We start from the raw sequence: 19,128 nt of genomic DNA, 5'->3' as shown, positions 1-19,128 counted from the left end.
ATAAGGATTGTATGTCTAAACAACGAACAATTACGGCTCTGTTACTCGGGGATGTCATTGGACAGCCCGGGGGCAGAGCCCTTTTTATGGGATTACCCCAACTGATTAAGAAATTACGGGCAGACTTAGTAGTGATCAATGGTGAAAATGCGGCAGATGGCTTCGGACTTACGGAAGATTTGGCTCGTCAGTTTTTTTCATTGGGTGTCCATGTAATTACAACAGGCAATCACATCTGGCAGCGTGAGGAGATAAGACCATTTCTCGATAAGGATACACGTATCCTTAGACCGGCAAACTATCCAGCGCAGGTTCCTGGGCATGGCTATACGGTCCTAGAAATTGGAGGTCTCTCTGTAGGAGTAGTGAATCTTCAAGGAAGACACCAAATGGTTCCAATCGATTGTCCTTTCCAGACAGGAGCTGCTGTAGTTGAGAAGCTGAGAAGACAGACAAAGTTGATATTCGTCGATTTTCATGCCGAATCGGCAATGGAAAAAGAAGCTTTGGCGGCCTATCTCGATGGAAAGGTTTCTGTAGTGGTAGGAACCCACACGCATGTGCAGACTGCCGATGAACGGATTTTGGACAAGGGAACAGGTTATATTACCGACTTAGGGTTGAGTGGACCTATTGGTGGAGTAATTGGCTCAGATCCGAATATCGCTATAGAACGTCAACTGACCCAAATACCTTTAAGGAACCAAATTCTCGATGCCCCTTCATATCTACAAGGAGTGGTATGTTCTGTTGATCCTGATACCGGGAAAACCGTATCCATCAAAAGAATTAGTGAGCAATTTGGATTATAAGGCTATTGTTATGGCTACCCAACGAAAGAAGAAAGCATTAATCAAGCTCATGCAGGAACAATATCCAGACTATGATAAAATGCAACTTCGGGCTTTTATCGATTGCCGACAGGTAATAGTCGATGGAGAGACCTGTGTGGACTCTCAAGCAATTTTTCCTGAGAACTCAGTAGTTGGATTAAATCTCTCCAAGTATGTTTCTCGAGGTGCTTTGAAACTTGAACATGCTCTGACTACCTGGAACATAGGTATTTCTGGTCTTGTGTTTGTTGATGCAGGATCTTCTACTGGTGGCTTTACTGACTGTCTATTGCAATCTGGAGCCAGAGCGGTACACGCTGTTGATGTGGGGTACAACCAACTCGATTATCGATTGAGGACAGATGCCCGAGTGATTGTCCATGAAAGACAGAATATCATGCAAGTTGAACAGCTGGACCCTCGACCTGATGCCGCTGTTGCGGACCTCTCCTTTCGTTCGATTACAGGCGCTGCCAGTCATATCCTCTCATTGACCAAAGATTCATGGTTGATATCCTTGATAAAACCTCAATTTGAAATCCCCAAAGGGACAGATGGTTTTTCGGGTGTCGTCGATGATGGTGAAACCATTAAAGAGATCCTCTTCTTGGTCTATGCGCAGTTAGCAACAGAGAATGTAGGAATAGAGGCGATAATCGAGTCTCCCATACAAGGAAGGAAAGGGAATCGCGAATTCTTGGCTTTGCTTAAACCAGGCCTTAGAATGGATGAGTCTGTTTATAGGAATACTATTGAGCTTTTGATTGGCGTTCCTCAATAATTTCTTCTATAGGTTTGCCTTCGATGAGCAGAACCATATCCCTGATTTCTCTATTGGAAAGAAGATTCCTTCGCAGTTGTTCAATTTTTAACGCATGCGATGCTAATTCCCACGGAGTTTCTTGAAGGAACTCATCAGAGAGGTCGATGAATGCAATATCGTTGGAAACTGTCAACCCGATTAGTTGGGTTTCCTTTGGGATATGGCTAATGGCTCCTTCTGATAATGCCGTAGATGTTGGTCCGTGGAGAATTGCTTCAACGATTGCATGGGTGTTTGGATTGTTTTCAGTTGGAACGAGAAAGGTTACGTAGGAGAATTCATGTGAATTTGTTACCGGGATAGGGAACTGTAAAGGAATTTCCGTGATGGGGTCATCCTGATTTCTGGCTTGCTCCAAATAGGACGATACCAAGGGAACCATCTGGGATTCATGGATAGCCATGCGCATTTTCGGTAGGGTAACCAGAACCAGAACCACAGAGAAAATGATGACAACCAACCACCCATATAAGAGCCATGGCTGTTTTGAATTATTCGGGTTTTCGTCCATACCTAAGCATACAACAGAACCGATACCTAATGCGAGTATCTATTTACACAGCGGATAAAACCCCGTATGATAATTTCATATATGAGGATTCTAAAAGGTATCGCAGCATCTTCGGGCATTGGTATCGGTAGGGTATTTCTCTACGTACATGAAAAGCTCGTGGTTCCCCATCAGCCAATAGATGAAGGGAAAACCGAATCTGAACTGACTCGGTTCAAAAGTGCGCTCGATACTGTTGCCGAGGAATTGGAAGGAATGGGGAAAGCGGCTATAGCCGAGGATCACCGAAAGATTTTGGAGACCCACCTTCTTATGATCCAAGATCCCGACTTTACCGATGCAGTCGAGAATCTCATCCATACGGGGCATATCTGTGCCGAGTGGGCTGTGGAACAGGTCCTCTCGGGGTTTATTGAGATTTTGGAATCATCCGAAGATGCGATGCTCCGGGAAAGGAGTGCCGACCTTTACGATATCGGTTGGCGCGTCATTCGACAAATGATGGGAAAACGACGACCTGATCTCGCAGCCATTAGTGATGAAGTAATCTTAGTTGCAGATAGCCTTCTTCCTTCTGAGGCGCTGACTCTTGATCCATCCAATATTAAGGCAATTGCCTTAAATGGTGGCGGTAGGACTAGTCATGTTGCTATTTTGGCTAGGGCTCTACAGATTCCGACTGTCGTTGGGTTGGGAAATATTACCAGTAAGGTTGCCAAAGGTGACGAGATAATTGTCGATGGCAATCTTGGGGAAGTCTCTCTTCGTCCGAGTATCGCTTCAGCGAAGAAGATGCGCGACAGATACGCTCGATGGGTTGAGCATGAACAAGAGTTGCATGAGCTTGCGTCATTCGAGGCTGTTACAAAGGATGGCCATCGGGTCTCCCTTAAAGCAAACATCGAAACTGTAGATGAAGTTGATTCTGTATTGGATCATGGAGCTAATGGCATAGGATTATTTCGATCGGAATTTCTCTTTTTGAAACCAGGAGGAGCTTCTGAAGATGAACAGTTCGAAGCCTATCGACGGGTTCTTGAGCGTGCAAAAGAGAGTGGACCTGTAACCATACGGACAATCGATGTCGGAGGAGACAAGGTTATTCCCGGAATGGAGGGGTTGGGAGAAGATAATCCTATCCTTGGATGGCGTGCAGTACGGTTCTGCCTTTCACGTAAGGACATCTTCAGAGTCCAGCTCAGGGCGATGTTACGAGCGAGTGCTTACGGAAAGTTGAAGATCATGTTTCCAATGATCAGCGGCCCCGAAGAACTTGAGAATGTACTGCTCGTATTGGAGCAAGTGAAGGAAGAATGTAGGAAAACCGGTATTCCTTTCGATGAAGATATCGAAGTAGGAACAATGATAGAGGTTCCATCCGCTGCATTGTGTGCCGACTTGCTCGCACCAAAAACTGATTTTTTCTCGATAGGTACAAATGATTTGATCCAGTACACTATCGCGGTAGATAGGGGAAACGATAAGATAGCCTATCTCTACCAACCTTTCCATCCAGGCGTTCTGCGATTGATCAGAATGATTGTGGAGAAAGGACATGATGCCGGAATTCCCGTTGCTATGTGCGGTGAAATGGCTGGCGACCCACTCTCAACTGTTTTACTGTTGGGAATGGGCTTGGACGAGTTAAGCATGAGTCCCCAGAGTTTACTGGAGATAAAGAACATCATCCGCTCTATTACATTGGCAGAAGCCAAGGAATTGGTCGAAAAGGTGATGAAGATGGACTCGTTCATCAATATCAATACATATGTAAGGGAATGGATGCATGATAGATTCGGAGACTTTGTCACTGCGTGAGCTGGGACTACCAATTATTGCAATTATCGGCCGGCCGAATGTCGGCAAATCGACTCTGTTTAACAGACTCGTAAAAAAAAGAAGAGCCATCACTGATGCGATGCCAGGGGTAACGCGAGATCCCATACCTGAAAGATGGTTATTGGGAAACCATCCTGTACTGTTGGTGGATAGTGGTGGAGTCAAGCTTGATCAGGAGGGCTTGGACTTTCTGGTAACACAAAAAAGCCTAAGTCTTCTGGAAATCGCAGATGCCATCATTATGCTGATGGATTGTACTGAAGTGACTGCAGAAGATGAGATGCTTATAGATACCCTGAGACCATATTCCGATAAGGTCATCATTGCGGTCAACAAGATAGACGATCCGGTGAGGGACAATCTTGTTTGGGATTATCATCGTTTTGGATATCCACGAGTCGTGGGAATGTCTTCTGCACACGGATTAGGTATCGACGTATTGGAAGAGACCTTGCTCGAAATGTTGGAGATGGTTGAACTTGATGAGGCCCCTGAAACTGAAGAGAGGGTTCGGGTTGCGGTATTGGGAAAACCAAATACAGGGAAATCCACCCTCACGAATCTTCTAACAGGAAAGGATACCTCTATTGTAAGTGATATCCCTGGAACGACTCGGGATGTCATTATGGGAGACTTTACGTACAAGGGAACTCCATATACGATTCTCGATACAGCGGGAATACGGCGAAAAAGCAAGGTGGATGAAGATGTGGAGTACTATTCAGTAAACCGCGCTATAAAGACTATCGATGAGGCGGATGTGGTCCTCCTTATGATCGATGTCACTACCGGGCTCGTAGACCAAGATAAGAAGATCGCACAGCTGATTGTTCGAAGAGGAAAGGGCGTAGTCCTGGTTTTCAATAAAATCGATCTACTTAAGGGCGTTGAAAATGAATTGGATGCCATTAAAGATAGGGCACGATTCCTCTTTCCCATTCTCTCTTTTGCTCCCATAATGCCCATCAGTGCAACCGGAGCAGTGGATATTGGGAAATTGCTCGATTGTGTCTGGTCGGTTTGGAAACAATTGAACAAGAGGATAGAGACGGCACAACTGAATAATTTTCTCCGTGATTGGTCGGAAGCATATCAACCACCTAGAGGTTCAAGAGGTCACTTCAAGGTCTACTATGGGACTCAGGTCAGTGCGCCTCCTGTTAGATTCCTCTTTTTTGTAAATAGGAAAAAGGATTTTCCTCAAGGATATGTACAATACTTGAAAAATTGCATCCGCCGAGATCTCGGGTTTCCCCAAATTCCTATCGAGATAGAGTTGAAGGAACGACGAAGAAATACTCCCGCAAATAGATTGTAATGAAAATCAAAGTTGTTTGTTTTGATATAGATGGGACTTTATATCCAAAGTGGATTACCGACTTGAAGTTGGTACGTTCATTCTTCCCATCCCCGCTCCTTGCTCTGCGTATTCAGCGTTTCCGTGAACATATGCGTAGAGAGGAGGCGGAGAAGACTATTCCTCCGGATAGTCAGGGATTCCGATTACGTCAGGCAACGTGGGTGAGTAATCAATCCATGAGCAAGGCTGAGGGAGAACGTGTGGAGAAGATGGCAAGAAGGATAGAAAAACAGTTTTATGCCAACTGGCGGAAAGCTTTTTCATCTTTGCCTCCATATGCCGGAATGAGAGGAGTTCTTGAAACCTTACGGTCTCAGGGGATGAGGATAGCAGCTCTTTCGGATTTTCCGATCGGGAGTAAACTGGAAGCCTTGAAAGTGGATGATCTGGTTGAATATGCTATATGTACCGAAGATTCAGGGTATCTAAAACCTCATCCTGAGCCTTTCTTGATGCTATGCGAGAAAATGGGTGTTGAGCCGATTGATGTTCTGTATGTCGGTGACAGCTGTAGGAAGGATATGTTCGGGGCCTCTCGTGTTGGGATGAAAACAGCATTGATTGATCCTTCGGCCAAGAGAGAGAATCGAATGAACAGATCCTCTCGTGGATGTCAGCATGCAGATATGATCTTCTCCAATTACTCTGAGTTTATGGAGCGACTTGAAAAAATGCTCCAATAGGGGGTTGTGATGTGGGAAATGGTACCAATTGTCCTTTCGATAGGGTTATTTTTTCTCACACTGATCATTATTTTCACTCTACGGAATGCCGATAAGAAAGATCGGCGTTTGGAAATCATGCGTCAGTATGTTGGACAATATATCACTGAAGTTAAAAGAGCCGAAACAGAACTGCACGAGACTATAGAAGATGTTGAAGGTCGACTTGAAAAAAGTAGACTCGAGATGGAGCGATTGATCGATCAGATAGGACAACAGCGGAAGGGTTTGCTCGAACATACCGATGATTTGGAAGAACTACAGAAGACTTTGACGTATTATCACGAAGTTTTAGGTCAACTAGGAGCAATGACAGAGAAGGCGGAACTTAGGACCAGACAGGTCAAGGACGAGGTCAGAAAAGTTGAGTCTGTTCATGTGACCATTGAAGATTCTCTCGCTAAGATCGCTGAGTCCGAAGAGAGCCTTCGTGAAATGCAAGAACGATTACACCATATGTTGGAACAGCATCAGGTGAGAACTGAGAAGCAGATGGAAGAGTCTGTTGCAGATGCCAAAGTAAAGATTGAGATGCTGTTGGATGATTCCCTCAATCATACGGATGCAACTTTCCAAACAATGATAACCACAGTTCAGGCATTTTTGCGCGAACTCAACAATAGGACTGAACTTCTCGAGGGAGTGGTCAAACGATTATCTTCTCAGTCTATGGAAATTCTTGATGATTTGGTTGAAAAGGTTTCAACCACTAAGGACTCTATACGAGAACATGATGAGAATCTCGTCTCGATATCCAAAAGACGCGAAGAACTGGAAGTAGCTGTGGCTGAACTGGCAGAGCGTAAGTCAACCTTGGATAAAGAGCTTTCCCAAACGGAAAATTTGGTAGCCACAAACGAGGAAACTCTAAAACAAGCGCAAGATGAATTGGATGCCGCTCTTAGCGAACGCCAACGGATTATTGAAGAAGAAGAGCGTCGCGAGATGGAACTTAGGGCACGTCTGGATAATCCTGAAATTATCGCTGATGAAGTTGATTTGGATCAGGTTGTCCCACTGTTTACCCCTTCCGAGGACCCTGAACTGGACGAGGAACCTGAACTAGACGATGAACCTGAACTAGATGAGGAACCTGAACTGGACGAGGAACCTGAACTGGACGAGGAACCTGAACTGGACGAGGAACCTGAACTGGACGAGGAACCTGAACTGGATGAGGAACCTGAACTGGACGAAGATAAGTCTAAACGAAAACGAATAGAATCTGCACACTACGAACCCGAAGAAGACGAAGAAGAGATCGTTCTAGATGAAGATGAAGAGTTTGTCTAAAGATCTGTCGATGGTATTGCGATAAACTTCCTCTCTATGATACATTCCACAAGTACCGAGGAATCGGCAAAAATTTGAGAATGTCCTGTACCTACCTGCCGAAGACCGGTGCGTAATGCAACGGTTGGTCGGTATCCCCAAAAAACAAACCACCGTTGACTTAATTTTCGCATCATTAGAGAGGGTGGTTGTATGGCAAAATTTATTTTCGTTACAGGTGGAGTAGTCTCATCTCTCGGCAAGGGAATTACTGCAGCCTCGTTGGGATGTCTGCTCAAAAGTAGAGGTTTATCGGTTACCGTTTTGAAGTTCGATCCATATATCAACTTTGATCCGGGAACAATGAGCCCCTATCAGCATGGAGAGGTCTTTGTTACCGACGATGGTGCTGAAACCGATCTCGATCTCGGGCATTATGAGCGTTTCCTCGATATTTCCATCGGCAAAGCCAACAATGTTACAGCTGGTAAAGTCTACTGGTCCGTAATTCAGAAGGAACGTCAAGGGGAATATCTCGGAGGTACGGTCCAAGTTATACCCCACATCACGAATGAAATTAAAAGTCGACTCCATAGCCTAGCAGAAACTACTAAAGCTGATATTGTGCTGGTAGAAATCGGTGGCACGGTTGGCGATATCGAAAGCCAGCCATTCCTTGAGGCGATCCGTCAGATGAAACGGGATCTTGGCAAACAAGATACACTATATTTGCATGTAACACTTGTTCCCTATATTGCTGCTGCCGGAGAATTGAAGACAAAACCAACGCAACATAGTGTGAAGGAGTTAAGAGGTATCGGAATCCATCCCGATTTTATCATTTGCCGATCCGACCGACCTTTGCCTCCAGGAATGGCAGATAAGATCGCCATGTTCTGTGATGTGGAGAAAGAGGCTGTAATTCCAAATCCAGACTTGCCTTCAATCTACGAAGTTCCTCTCCTTTTTGAAGATGAAAATCTGGATGCTCTTGTGCTACAACGATTGGGATTGGAAGCAGGTATTCGTCATATGTCTGATTGGCATGCTATGGTTGAAAATCGAAGGCACCCTGAACGAAAGGTCAGAATCGCCTTATCAGGAAAGTACGTAGAACTTTCAGATGCCTATATCAGTGTGGTTGAATCGTTGAATCATGCGGGATTCCATCATAGGACAAAAATCGAATTGATCAAGATCGATTCAGAGATCCTTGAGGAAATGGACGAGGATGCTTTCAATGAACAGTTTGAGGGAGTCAGCGGTATTGTTGTGCCAGGTGGATTCGGACTCAGAGGAATCGAGGGTAAAATCAAGACAATTCAATATGCCCGTGAGAAGAAGATCCCCTTTTTAGGACTTTGTTTGGGCATGCAGTGTGCAGTTTCTGAATTTGCACGCAATGTAGCAAAACTTGCTGGAGCTGGTAGCTCTGAATGGTATCCCAATACCAAGTATCCAGTGGTGGATTTGATGCCTGACCAAGAAGGAGTGGAAATGGGAGGTACTATGCGGTTGGGATCTTATCCGTGTGTGATTTCGGATCATGATACGCTTTTGTACAAATCATATGGGAAAGAAATGATCGATGAACGCCACCGACATCGTTACGAATTCAATAATACGTACCGTGATGCTCTCTCAAAAGCTGGAATGCGTTTCTCAGGTCTCTCTCCCGATGGATTGTTGGTAGAAGCTGTTGAAATTCCTGATCATCCTTGGTTCGTTGGTGTGCAATACCATCCCGAATTTAAAAGTCGGCCAAGCATTCCCCATCCTTTATTCCGGGATTTTGTTGAGGCAGCGATTAAAGTCACCCGCATTTCATAGTGTAAAGAGATTCATATAAATCACTTGACGGTACCTTTTCCTAGTGAGTATGTTTGATGGGACTGCCAAGGGTGGATGGCGGATCATGCAGTAACATGAATGAACTCACGACTTTGGTAGTAAATAGAAATACGTATGTACAGGTAAGACATGAGCAAAAAAGAAAAGAAAGAGAAAAAAAATGCAGAGCCGCAGGAAACTGTGACCGAACAGCCTGTAGCTGTAGCAAACTTAGAAGAACAGCAAGAATCGGCAATTTCTCCAGAGGAGGCGCGCATTATGGAGTTGGAAGCAGAAGTAGAGCGCCTTTCAAAAGAATTGGTGGAAGAGAAAGAGACCTATTTGAGAAAGTTTGCTGATATGGATAACTATCGCAAACGTTTGGTGCGAGAGAAAGAGACCGCTGTACAGTATGCGAATGAACGGCTTTTAAATGACCTCATTCCCATATTGGATGATTTTGATCGTGCAGTTGATGCTGGCGAACAGTCTGTCGATGTAAAGACCTATTCTGAAGGAATAAAGTTGATCCGTAAACAATTGTTGGACACCTTGGATCGGAACTGGGGTCTTAAGCGGATGGATGGAATCGTCGGTAAAGAGTTCTCACCCCATGAACATGAGGCAATGATGATGGAAGAAGATGAAAAATTTGACTCCGAAACAGTCCTTGCCGAATTGCAAAAGGGTTATTATCTTCATGATAGGGTTTTGAGGACAGCGAAAGTTAAGGTTGGAAAACCGCTTTAATTTATTTGATAAAATAGAAATGAAGGTGTGGGTATTTTGTGGTCCATATCTTGTTTACAAATGTTGATGGTGAATTTCAAGGAGAAGAACCATGGGTAGAATAATTGGAATTGACTTGGGAACGACAAATTCATGTGTCGCAGTCATGGAAAATGGAGACGCTACAGTCATCCAGAATGCGGAAGGACAGAGAACAACTCCTTCTATTGTAGGATTTACAGCTAAAGGAGAACGCTTGGTTGGACAACCTGCGAAGAACCAGATTGTAACCAATGCGGAAAACACAGTCTCTTCAATCAAACGTTTTATGGGACGCCGGTTTGCCGAAGTTCCATCAGAACTGCAAAAGGTCTCTTATAATGTCAAGGCAGGGCCTTCTGATGAGATTCGTGTTGCCATTAGGGATAAAGAATACTCCCCACAGGAAATTTCTGCTGCAATCCTTCAGAAGATGAAAAAAACAGCGGAAGATTATCTTGGTGAGTCCGTAACAGAGGCTGTCATTACTGTACCAGCTTATTTTAACGATGCTCAGCGTCAGGCAACCAAAGATGCTGGAAAAATTGCTGGTCTCGATGTTAAGAGAATCGTAAACGAGCCTACTGCAGCGGCTCTTGCATATGGCTTGGGCAAGGATGCGAGTAAGGAAGAGAAGATAGCTGTTTACGACCTCGGTGGTGGAACATTCGATATCTCCATCCTAGAATTGGGTGATGGTGTTTTCGAAGTCAAATCGACAAATGGTGACACTCACCTTGGTGGAGATGATTTTGACCAGATTATTATCGATTGGTTAGTAGATAGCTTTAAAAAGGAATCTGGAATCGACCTGTCGAAAGATAAGATGGCTTTGCAGAGATTGCGTGAAGCCGCAGAGAAAGCAAAGATCGAGCTTTCCAGTACAAAGGACACCTCGATTAATCTTCCCTACATAACTGCTGATGCCTCTGGGCCGAAACACTTGCAGATAAACCTAACTCGTGCCCGCTTTGAGCAGATGGTTTCCGGTTTAGTGGAAAGAAGTCGAAAACCTTGTCTCAATGCTTTGAAGGATGCCGGCTTGTCTCCTAGCGATATCGATGAAGTTATTCTTGTTGGTGGATCAACAAGAATTCCTGCTGTCCAAGCAATCGTGAAAGAGATTTTCCAAAAGGAACCCCACCGCGGAGTGAATCCGGATGAAGTAGTTGCCATGGGTGCTGCTATCCAGGGAGGTATTCTTGGAGGCGATGTCAAGGATGTACTCCTGCTTGATGTAACTCCTCTCTCTCTTGGCATTGAGACCTTGGGCGGTATATCAACCAAGCTGATTGAACGGAATACCACAATCCCAACAAGGAAAAGCCAAATCTTCTCAACCGCTGCCGACGGACAGACCGCAGTCTCGATCCATGTGTTGCAAGGTGAACGTGAAATGGCGAGTCAAAACAGGACATTGGGCAAATTCGATTTGATAGGAATTCCTGCGGCACCACGTGGTGTTCCCCAGATTGAAGTTACCTTTGATATCGATGCTAATGGTATTGTCCACGTAAGTGCCAAGGATTTGGGTACCGGTAAAGAACAGAAAATTCGAATTGAGTCTTCTTCCGGATTATCTGAGAACGATATCGAAAAAATGGTCAAGGATGCCGAACTTCACGCCGAAGAGGATAAGAAGGAACGTGAGAAGATTGAAGTTCGTAACGAAGCTGATAGTTTGCTCTATTCGACCGAAAAGTCTTTGAAGGATTATGGCGATAAGATCTCTGATGAAGAAAAAGCCAAGATCGAGAGTGCTATGGCTGATTTGAAGAGTGCCATGTCTTCCGATTCGTTGGAGGATATCAAGTCGAAGACCGAAGCTCTTCAACAGGCTGCATACAAATTGGCAGAAGAGATGTACAAAGCTACAGCAGCCCAGCAGGGAGGATCCGACCAAGGTGATGGAGACGCTTCTGCTGAGGCTTCAGAAGGAAAGACTGATGATGGTGTCGAAGACGCCGATTACGAAGTTGTCGACTAAACGAATTTAACTGAAGGAAGTGTTGCACCGTGGCAAAACGGGATTATTATGAAGTCTTGGGGGTTTCGAAAGGAGCCTCCCAAGACGAAATTAAAAAAGCCTATCGAAAATTGGCAATAGCTAACCACCCGGATAAAAATCCTGGGGATAAGGCAGCTGAGGAACGATTCAAGGAAGCTAGTGAAGCCTACGAGATATTGAGTAATGAGCAAAAACGACAGGCTTACGATCAATATGGATTTGCAGGTGTCGAAAATGGTGGTGCACAAGACTATTCAAATGTGTATCGTGATTTCAGTGATTTGTTTGGTGGTGGATTTGGTGACATTTTCGGCTCCTTCTTCGGTGGTGGAGGCGGTCGATCTTCGCACGGATCTCGTGGTCCAGCTGTAGGGTCGAGTTTACGTTATGATGTCGAAATAGATTTCAAAGAGGCTGTTTTTGGAACTAAGGTAGAAATCTCGTATTCACACCAGGTCCATTGTTCAACATGTAATGGATCTGGAGAAAAGAGTGGTTCTGGGAAAAAAGTTTGCCCGACATGTAATGGTGTTGGTCAAGTAAGACGGAATTCCGGATTCTTTTCGATTGCCTCGACTTGTCCGACCTGTAATGGTGAAGGGTATATTATCGAGAACCCTTGCACCGAATGTCACGGGTCAGGCCTAATGAGGAAGAAACAGAAACTCAAGGTTACTATTCCAGCAGGTGTAGATACGGGGAATCGAATTTCTATCTCTGGGATGGGAGATGCAGGACCAAATGGTGGCCCTTCGGGTGACCTGTTCGTCTATGTGAATGTCAAACCTCATTCCTATTTTGAACGATCGGGAAATGATCTCTACTGTCAGATTCCAATTTCCTTCACTCAAGCTGCTCTTGGTGGTGATATTGAGGTGATGACTATAGACGATGTAAGGGTAAAGGTTGCAATTCCAGCTGGGACCCAACATGGGAAGGTTCTTCGTCTACGCAATAGGGGTGTTCCGAAGTTGCGTTCATCGTCAGACCAGCGGGGAGACCAATATATCAAACTGGTTATCGAGACACCGCGAAAGTTAAATCGTGAAGCGAAGAAACTGTTGAACCAGTTGTCTGAAGTCTTGGGAGAAAACAAGCGTCCCGAGCCGGTACCATTTACCGAATAGGGAGTTTTATGGCTGACAGGATATTTGGATTTCATGCAATCGAAGAGGCTCTAAAAGAGGCTCCGGCAGGGAGTACTCTCTTCATTTGTAGAAATATGGAGAAAAGAAACACTAGACTGGAGTCTTTGGCTCGTCAAAATGGCTCGGTGGCTATTCGAAAGATCGCGAAGATCGAAATGGACCGAATGACGCAGAATGCAGATCACAGAGGTGCTATGCTCGAATTGGGTGTGACTCGTGATAGGAAAGGTTCCGCGGTAAAACAAAACTCCATATCGGTGAAGGATTTTCTCTCCACATTACCTGAAGATAAGCCAGCTGTGGTGCTTGCACTTGATAGCATTACCGATGTACATAATTTGGGTGCTATACTTAGGAGTGCCGATCAGTTCTCCGTTGATTTGGTAATTGTGCCCGAGAGGCGTAGCGCGCAGACAAATGAAACGGTCAATCGTATATCAAGTGGAGCTGCTCAATATGTTCCTGTCGCATCAGTTTCCAATCTTGTGAGAGAACTCGAACAACTCCAGAAGCACAATTTCTGGGTCTATGGTGCCGATATGGGGGGCGCTCCCTCCTATGCAACGAAATTTCCAGTGAGAACTGTCTTAGTGATGGGTTCAGAGGGAGATGGCCTTGGGCAGTTGGTCGAGAAACGGTGTGACCATCTTATATCGATTCCCACCTCGGGACATGTCGATTCCTTGAATGTTTCTGTCGCAACTGGAATTCTTTTATATGAGTTCAGACGACAACAACCTGTACACCAATAGTTAATCTTGGAAAAACTTATTACCGATATCGTTACGGTACCAGGCTCCTTCGAACTGGACCGTATCGATATATTCATAAGCTTGCTTGTTGGCTTGGATAATATTTTGTCCAATACCGACAATGGTCACATTACGGCCACCAGTGGTAACAGCACGCCCTTCCTTTTCCATAACAGCACCATAAAAAACCATTGGTTTGGTCTTCAGTAGGTTGTTTCGGATAATATTCGGTAACGGTTTTACTTCATTACCAATGACCGGCTTGTCTGGATACCCTTGGCTAGCTACAACAACTGCAACAGCTGATTTGGTTGATACCTCAAGTTCAAATTCTTTTACTCTATCTTCTTTCATAGCATGAAGAATTGCGATGATGTCAGACTTTATGAGTGGTACAATAGCCTGTGTTGCCGGGTCGTTGAAACGTACATGGTAGTCAACAAGTACTGGTCCGTTATCGGTGAGTATAACACTAAGGGTAAGAACCCCTTTATAGGCAAACTGTTCAACTTGCATGCCGTAAAGAGTTGGTTCAATGATAAGATCGATTATTTGTTGTTGGACATATTTTGGGAGAGGTACTGGACAGATAGAACCCATTCCACCGGTTGCTGCTCCGGCACCACCTTCTTCACTTTTTGTATAGTCGCTGCAGAGGGGTAGCATAAGGTATCCATTATTATCGGTGAATACAGTTATAGTTATTGCCAATCCATCCAAATGGTTTTCAACAAGTAGGTTGTCCTTTTGCAGGATTTCCTTTCCGAAAGTCATGAGGGTTGTATAATCATTCGAATCGATCATAATCCTGCTGGGGGCCATTGCATTTCGCTTCAGAACGAAGCTTTCGCCTTCATGGCGTTGCAGATAATTCGATAACGATTCTTCATCGGAAAAGATCTTATAGGGTGGAGTAGGAATATTGTGTCTTGCTGTGAAGGTTCTGGCAAAATAGCGGTCCCCTTCAAGTTTCAAAGCATTACCTGGAGCCCCGAACGTATCGATTCCTCTATTGTTCAGATAATCGATTACTCCTGTGAAAAGAGGAGCCTCGGTTCCAACGAATACGAAATTGATTCCATGCTTCTTACAGGCAGCATATACCGATTCGGGTGATGAGGGATCTACGTCCGATAAATTCTCTGCTATCGCGGATGTACCGATATTTCCCTGGGCTACATAGAGACCGTCGATGAATTTGCTTTGGGAAAACAACCAAGTCATCGCATGGTCTTTTGCGCCAGAGCCCAATACAAGAACTCTCATGTCTTCTCCTTCCCCCATAAGTGGTAACGGGACTCCATGAAAACTACCATGTAACGATTGATAAGGTCAACTCTCAGCGATTCACCAAGCATTCCGTGATTCTTCAACGAGTTCCTTGCAGACCTCTTCATAATCGGAGAAAGAACTGGAAGTGACTAAGGCTTGCTTTGCCTTGGATGCATGAGGAATTCCCTTTAGATATGCGGCGGCATGCTTACGCATTTCCCGGCACGCTAGTCTCTCTCCAACATCTTTTCCCATACGATCCAGTTGGCGAAGTAGAACTGAAACCCGTTCTTCGACTTGGTGGAATGGAGCATCCTCCCCATGTATGAGAAGGTTATAGGTATCGGTGAAGATGAAAGGATTTCCCAGAGCCCCTCTCGCAAACATGACTCCATCAATATGTGTCTGTTCCAGAAGATTTTTGGCGGCAAGTGGAGTAAACAAATCCCCAGATCCAAATACCGGCACCTGCGGGTTTCTTTTTGTGACAAAGCTCTTTAGATCTGCCAAAGCTTCCCAATCTGCAGTACCGGAATAACCCATCGCTCTTGTTCTAGCATGCATGGTTATCATATCGGCTCCTGCGGAGAGTGCTGCATCGGTAGTTTCCCAATAATTGATGGTTTGTACATCCCATCCAAGTCTGATCTTTACAGAGACTGGGACGTTCATAGATTTTTTAAGTATAGCGACAATATCATGGATTTTTTGTGGTTCTCTCAACAGGGCTGAGCCTGCTCCAATTTTAACGACTTTGGGGACAGGGCAACCACAATTAATATCAACCACCGTTGGGTTGGAAAGTTGCAGTCTCTCAATGCTCCTCTGGGCTACCGAGGCTTCATCCATGAAAATTTGGACACCCAGTAAAGGTTCGTTCTCAGCTCTCGTTAGGAGTTTTTCGGTATGCTCGCTACCGCGCGCCAAGCCTTCGGCACTTACCATTTCAGTATAGGTGAACGAAGCCCCATGCTCGATACAGACAGATCGAAAAGCTCTATCGGTATAACCGGCTAGAGGGGCAAGAAATAGATTCCCGTCAATCGTGATGTTTCCAATATTGACGGGATGATAGAGAGTTACGTTAGTTTTTCCGTGTGCCATATGTTCCGTTATACGTCTGCAGGAAGATGGAAAGCCCTTAGGCTATTCTCGTATAGAGCCTGGGCTGTTTCTTCCAGTGACAGCTGCTTTATCTGGGCTATTGCCTGGGCTGTCTCGACCAGATACGCCGGTTTATTTCTCTTGCCCTTGTAAGCAGAGGGGACCATGAATGGACTTTCCGACTCAATCAGAATTCTATCCAAAGGAAGATTTGCTATCGTCTCATGTAAGTGCCGTACATTCTTATAGGTAATATTTCCAGCAAAGGAGAAGAACATAGGGAGATCCAAAGCCTCACTAGCATAGAACCAATCCTCGGAATAGCAATGGAAGATACCACCTTGTTCGCCTAACCGTGTTTTTAAGATATCTAGGATATCTCTGCCCGCCTCCCTGTTATGGATAATTACCGGCATTTGAAGGCTCCTGGCAATATCGAGTTGGCGAATGAACAGTTCAACTTGGGAATTCTTGTCACCAAAATTCCTATAATAGTCCAAACCGATTTCACCGATTGCGACAACACGGTCAAGTTTTGCAAAGGTTTGTAATTTGTGTTCCCAATTCATTCCAGGGTTTGTGACTTCTGATGGAGATACGCCAACCGCATGGAAAACTCCTGTAGCTGTACGCAGGTTTTCATATACCTGTTCAAAGTCATGCAAACTGTTGCAGATGCTGACGATATGGGAAACCGACTTTCGTTTCGCGAGTTGTATGATGAGCAATTGCTCCATCTGGTCTTCATGTATCAGGCCGATATGGGCATGAGTATCAAATAATTGCATGGTTTTTCCTGATGTTGATAAGAATTATGTCTTCAATAGACTTTACATGAAGATAGCATGAACCAATGTCGCCGTCAAGGAGGATTTATATTTGACAATTTTAGCCCTTCATGATAGCGTAGGTTAATCTTGCAGGATGTAATGTATTCCTGCTTAAGAAAATAAGGATATTCATGAAAAAAGATAAAAAATACCATGGTGACCGTCATGGGGATGCACAACAGAAGCAGCAAACCCAGAGGCCCGAATATGGATTCATATATTTGATTAAAAATCCATCGTCAAACGAGTTGACCGTTTGTGCCTCCGAAGAGAAACTCGAACGGGGCGCACATGTCATAGCTCCGTCGAGATATGGGCTAGATTATGGGATGGTGGTAGGTTCCGCAATGGATATGGGGCAATATGAACCCGGTTCCACTGAGGTTCAAGGTGCTTGTCTCCATGGGGACTCTTTTGACGAAACCTTTCCATTAGATGCCGATCTTGCCGCATCGGCAGATCCTGAGGGTGTTGTCGAAACACATCCGGTAGAACAGCGGTTGGAGGAGCAGGATCAATCTATTCCAATCGATATCCCGGATAACCCAAAGCCGAGTCCCTGTGCTTCCTGTTCAGATTGTAACAATACCAAAGTACAGAGTTGGAGTGAGAAGCCAGTCAAGATAACAGGAGATGTAGATTGGATTGAACGTTTGGCAACAAAGGATGACTACAGTCGTTATCTTGAGCTTAACAAAATGGAGGATGAGGCCTTAGTCCTTTGCAGAGAGAAAGTCCTTTCTCATGGGCTCGACATGAAATTGGTATCAGCTCATTATTTGTTTGGTGAACCAAAAGTCATTTTCTTCTTCACAGCAGCGAACCGTGTCGATTTCCGTGATTTGGTTAAGGATTTAGTTTCTGTTTTCCGCATCAGGATAGAATTGAGGCAAATCGGAGTGCGCGATGAATCCAGAGTGCTTGGAGGCTTAGCGGTATGTGGTAGGGATTTCTGTTGTCATGCAATTACCGACAAACTCAATCCTGTTTCGATCAAGATGGCGAAAGAGCAGAATCTTTCATTGAATTCGACAAAAATATCGGGCCCTTGTGGACGCTTACTTTGCTGTCTTTCCTATGAATATGATTTCTATGTTGAGGAGAAGCGCAATCTTCCACAGGAGGGTAGTCGGCTCAAAATTCAGCATGAACTGATGAAAATTACTGAAGTTAATCTACTTTCACGCAAGATTTCACTTATCGGACCAGAGGGTCGGCATTTGACCATTCCTTTTTCAGCGGTAAATTTCAATAATGAGCACTCTAGGTGGGAAGTAGACCGCGACTATCTAGACGAATTTCTCTCGAATTGATACAAACTATTGTATTGACCGATTTTACGGAGTATGGTATTTTGTGTATCCGTTGGTTCAGAGATACAAATAATTCCCTTGAACTTATATAATTGAGAAACCTTTGGAGGTATTACGTGTTCAACAGCAGCTCGGCCGCTAAAAGAGAGCGCCAGAATCAAAAACGAAGATTGAGGAACAGAGAGACGAAAAGTGCAGTCCGTACTGCGGTCAAGGGGTTCCAGCTTGCGGCTCAGTCCCAAGACAAAGATCTCGCAAAAGAGAAGTTTGATAAGGCTATCAAATTGATCGACACTGCCGGTAGTAAAGGCGTTTTTCATGCCAATGCCGTCTCTCGAAAGAAATCCAGACTGGCTGCACAGTACAACGCTTTGAATAAAGCGGAGTAGCATCCTCGTCAACTGTTTATTCTATAAGGAGAAGGTCCATGGCAAACAATAAATTGACAAAGGCTGAAATTATCGAGAATATCCAGACCAAGCTTGGTCTCAACCGTCCCGATGTACACAGTGTGATTGATGAATTTTTCGAAGAAGTCAAACGTGGTTTGGAAGAAGACCGTGTTATTGAGCTTCGTGGATTCGGTACTTTTGAAGTCCGCACGAGGAAAGGTCGTGATCGGGCTCGCAATCCCAAGACTGGAGAGCTTGTTGCCGTGGACACTCATGGCGTTGCAATCTTCAGGCCTGGAAAAGAGTTGAAGGACTTTGTCTGGAAGCTTCGCCAAGGCGAAGAAAAATAAT

The 19,128-nt window shown here is 44.7% G+C and carries 18 protein-coding genes; 14 read left to right on the top strand and 4 right to left on the bottom strand.

Annotation, left to right across the window (positions count from 1 at the left end):
* Positions 1 to 11: 11 nt before the first annotated feature.
* Together ACODJP_RS04025 and ACODJP_RS04020 are read left to right on the top strand one after the other, a co-directional pair.
* Positions 12 to 812 (top strand): TIGR00282 family metallophosphoesterase, encoded by an 801-nt coding sequence (locus tag ACODJP_RS04025; protein ID WP_422478713.1) that lies wholly within the window; start codon positions 12 to 14, stop codon positions 810 to 812.
* A gap of 10 nt (positions 813 to 822) precedes the next feature.
* Positions 823 to 1,614, top strand: coding sequence for a TlyA family RNA methyltransferase (locus tag ACODJP_RS04020; RefSeq protein ID WP_422478711.1), 792 nt, complete (start codon positions 823 to 825; stop codon positions 1,612 to 1,614).
* Here the strand turns inward: ACODJP_RS04020 and ACODJP_RS04015 are convergent.
* Complete coding sequence (locus ACODJP_RS04015) at positions 1,583 to 2,167, bottom strand: GerMN domain-containing protein (RefSeq protein ID WP_422478709.1); 585 nt, start codon at positions 2,165 to 2,167, stop codon at positions 1,583 to 1,585. The genes ACODJP_RS04020 and ACODJP_RS04015 overlap by 32 nt on opposite strands.
* An 81-nt stretch (positions 2,168 to 2,248) precedes the next feature.
* Here ACODJP_RS04015 and ptsP point away from each other — a divergent pair, with 81 nt between their 5' ends.
* From ptsP to rlmB, 9 genes are all read left to right on the top strand, one after another.
* Positions 2,249 to 3,985 (top strand): phosphoenolpyruvate--protein phosphotransferase, encoded by a 1,737-nt coding sequence (gene ptsP, locus ACODJP_RS04010; RefSeq protein WP_422478707.1) that lies wholly within the window; start codon positions 2,249 to 2,251, stop codon positions 3,983 to 3,985.
* The gene (der, locus tag ACODJP_RS04005; protein ID WP_422478705.1) at positions 3,954 to 5,324 is read left to right on the top strand and encodes a ribosome biogenesis GTPase Der; all 1,371 of its coding nucleotides are present in this window, start codon (positions 3,954 to 3,956) and stop codon (positions 5,322 to 5,324) included. Before ptsP ends, der begins: the two co-directional genes overlap by 32 nt.
* Complete coding sequence (locus tag ACODJP_RS04000) at positions 5,324 to 6,049, top strand: HAD family hydrolase (protein WP_422478703.1); 726 nt, start codon at positions 5,324 to 5,326, stop codon at positions 6,047 to 6,049. Before der ends, ACODJP_RS04000 begins: the two co-directional genes overlap by 1 nt.
* Before the next feature lie 9 nt (positions 6,050 to 6,058).
* Positions 6,059 to 7,381, top strand: coding sequence for an LA_3659 family protein (locus ACODJP_RS03995; RefSeq protein ID WP_422478701.1), 1,323 nt, complete (start codon positions 6,059 to 6,061; stop codon positions 7,379 to 7,381).
* A gap of 192 nt (positions 7,382 to 7,573) precedes the next feature.
* Complete coding sequence (locus tag ACODJP_RS03990) at positions 7,574 to 9,190, top strand: CTP synthase (protein ID WP_422478699.1); 1,617 nt, start codon at positions 7,574 to 7,576, stop codon at positions 9,188 to 9,190.
* A gap of 150 nt (positions 9,191 to 9,340) precedes the next feature.
* A complete protein-coding gene (gene grpE, locus ACODJP_RS03985) occupies positions 9,341 to 9,940 on the top strand; it encodes a nucleotide exchange factor GrpE (RefSeq protein WP_422478697.1) in 600 nt (199 codons plus the stop codon).
* Positions 9,941 to 10,031: 91 nt separating this feature from the next.
* On the top strand, positions 10,032 to 11,945 hold the full coding sequence (dnaK, locus tag ACODJP_RS03980) for a molecular chaperone DnaK (protein WP_422478695.1): 1,914 nt from the start codon (positions 10,032 to 10,034) through the stop codon (positions 11,943 to 11,945).
* Positions 11,946 to 11,974: 29 nt separating this feature from the next.
* Complete coding sequence (dnaJ, locus tag ACODJP_RS03975; protein ID WP_422478693.1) at positions 11,975 to 13,093, top strand: molecular chaperone DnaJ; 1,119 nt, start codon at positions 11,975 to 11,977, stop codon at positions 13,091 to 13,093.
* An 8-nt stretch (positions 13,094 to 13,101) separates the two neighbouring features.
* Positions 13,102 to 13,866: a 23S rRNA (guanosine(2251)-2'-O)-methyltransferase RlmB gene (gene rlmB, locus ACODJP_RS03970; RefSeq protein ID WP_422478691.1), complete on the top strand. Its 765-nt coding sequence runs from the start codon at positions 13,102 to 13,104 to the stop codon at positions 13,864 to 13,866.
* Here the strand turns inward: rlmB and purD are convergent, their stop codons facing one another.
* From purD to ACODJP_RS03955, 3 genes are all read right to left on the bottom strand, one after another.
* On the bottom strand, positions 13,867 to 15,132 hold the full coding sequence (gene purD, locus ACODJP_RS03965) for a phosphoribosylamine--glycine ligase (protein WP_422478690.1): 1,266 nt from the start codon (positions 15,130 to 15,132) through the stop codon (positions 13,867 to 13,869). It lies immediately after the preceding gene.
* 81 nt (positions 15,133 to 15,213) lie between these two features.
* Positions 15,214 to 16,242 carry a tRNA dihydrouridine synthase DusB gene (gene dusB, locus ACODJP_RS03960; RefSeq protein ID WP_422478688.1) on the bottom strand — a complete coding sequence of 343 codons (1,029 nt, stop codon included), beginning with the start codon at positions 16,240 to 16,242 and terminating at the stop codon, positions 15,214 to 15,216.
* 8 nt (positions 16,243 to 16,250) lie between these two features.
* A complete protein-coding gene (locus tag ACODJP_RS03955) occupies positions 16,251 to 17,030 on the bottom strand; it encodes a TatD family hydrolase (RefSeq protein WP_422478686.1) in 780 nt (259 codons plus the stop codon).
* Positions 17,031 to 17,203: 173 nt separating this feature from the next.
* Between ACODJP_RS03955 and ACODJP_RS03950 the strand changes: the two genes are divergently transcribed.
* From ACODJP_RS03950 to ACODJP_RS03940, 3 genes are all read left to right on the top strand, one after another.
* The gene (locus tag ACODJP_RS03950; protein ID WP_422478684.1) at positions 17,204 to 18,385 is read left to right on the top strand and encodes a PSP1 domain-containing protein; all 1,182 of its coding nucleotides are present in this window, start codon (positions 17,204 to 17,206) and stop codon (positions 18,383 to 18,385) included.
* A gap of 116 nt (positions 18,386 to 18,501) precedes the next feature.
* Positions 18,502 to 18,774, top strand: coding sequence for a 30S ribosomal protein S20 (rpsT, locus tag ACODJP_RS03945; protein WP_422478682.1), 273 nt, complete (start codon positions 18,502 to 18,504; stop codon positions 18,772 to 18,774).
* A 38-nt stretch (positions 18,775 to 18,812) separates the two neighbouring features.
* The gene (locus ACODJP_RS03940) at positions 18,813 to 19,127 is read left to right on the top strand and encodes an HU family DNA-binding protein (RefSeq protein WP_422478680.1); all 315 of its coding nucleotides are present in this window, start codon (positions 18,813 to 18,815) and stop codon (positions 19,125 to 19,127) included.
* Position 19,128 lies beyond the last annotated feature (1 nt).

Origin of the sequence: Pleomorphochaeta sp. DL1XJH-081, assembly GCF_049310885.1 — a bacterium.
In the GTDB taxonomy this organism is placed as follows: domain Bacteria; phylum Spirochaetota; class Spirochaetia; order Sphaerochaetales; family Sphaerochaetaceae; genus CAYZJV01.
The sequence above is the reverse complement of the archived record's forward strand: the minus strand, read 5'-3'. Positions and strand labels throughout refer to the sequence as shown.

Bases quoted from the DNA above. Each gene is read 5' to 3' on its own strand.
- ACODJP_RS03995 (WP_422478701.1), top strand. From the start codon at position 6,059: ATGTGGGAAATGGTACCAATTGTCCTTTCGATAGGGTTATTTTTTCTC.
- dusB (WP_422478688.1), bottom strand. From the start codon at position 16,242: ATGGCACACGGAAAAACTAACGTAACTCTCTATCATCCCGTCAATATT.
- purD (WP_422478690.1), bottom strand. From the start codon at position 15,132: ATGAGAGTTCTTGTATTGGGCTCTGGCGCAAAAGACCATGCGATGACT.
- grpE (WP_422478697.1), top strand. From the start codon at position 9,341: ATGAGCAAAAAAGAAAAGAAAGAGAAAAAAAATGCAGAGCCGCAGGAA.
- rlmB (WP_422478691.1), top strand. From the start codon at position 13,102: ATGGCTGACAGGATATTTGGATTTCATGCAATCGAAGAGGCTCTAAAA.
- dnaK (WP_422478695.1), top strand. From the start codon at position 10,032: ATGGGTAGAATAATTGGAATTGACTTGGGAACGACAAATTCATGTGTC.
- ptsP (WP_422478707.1), top strand. From the start codon at position 2,249: ATGAGGATTCTAAAAGGTATCGCAGCATCTTCGGGCATTGGTATCGGT.
- ACODJP_RS04025 (WP_422478713.1), top strand. From the start codon at position 12: ATGTCTAAACAACGAACAATTACGGCTCTGTTACTCGGGGATGTCATT.
- ACODJP_RS04015 (WP_422478709.1), bottom strand. From the start codon at position 2,167: ATGGACGAAAACCCGAATAATTCAAAACAGCCATGGCTCTTATATGGG.
- ACODJP_RS03940 (WP_422478680.1), top strand. From the start codon at position 18,813: ATGGCAAACAATAAATTGACAAAGGCTGAAATTATCGAGAATATCCAG.
- ACODJP_RS03950 (WP_422478684.1), top strand. From the start codon at position 17,204: ATGAAAAAAGATAAAAAATACCATGGTGACCGTCATGGGGATGCACAA.
- ACODJP_RS04020 (WP_422478711.1), top strand. From the start codon at position 823: ATGGCTACCCAACGAAAGAAGAAAGCATTAATCAAGCTCATGCAGGAA.
- ACODJP_RS03955 (WP_422478686.1), bottom strand. From the start codon at position 17,030: ATGCAATTATTTGATACTCATGCCCATATCGGCCTGATACATGAAGAC.
- ACODJP_RS04000 (WP_422478703.1), top strand. From the start codon at position 5,324: ATGAAAATCAAAGTTGTTTGTTTTGATATAGATGGGACTTTATATCCA.
- ACODJP_RS03990 (WP_422478699.1), top strand. From the start codon at position 7,574: ATGGCAAAATTTATTTTCGTTACAGGTGGAGTAGTCTCATCTCTCGGC.
- der (WP_422478705.1), top strand. From the start codon at position 3,954: ATGATAGATTCGGAGACTTTGTCACTGCGTGAGCTGGGACTACCAATT.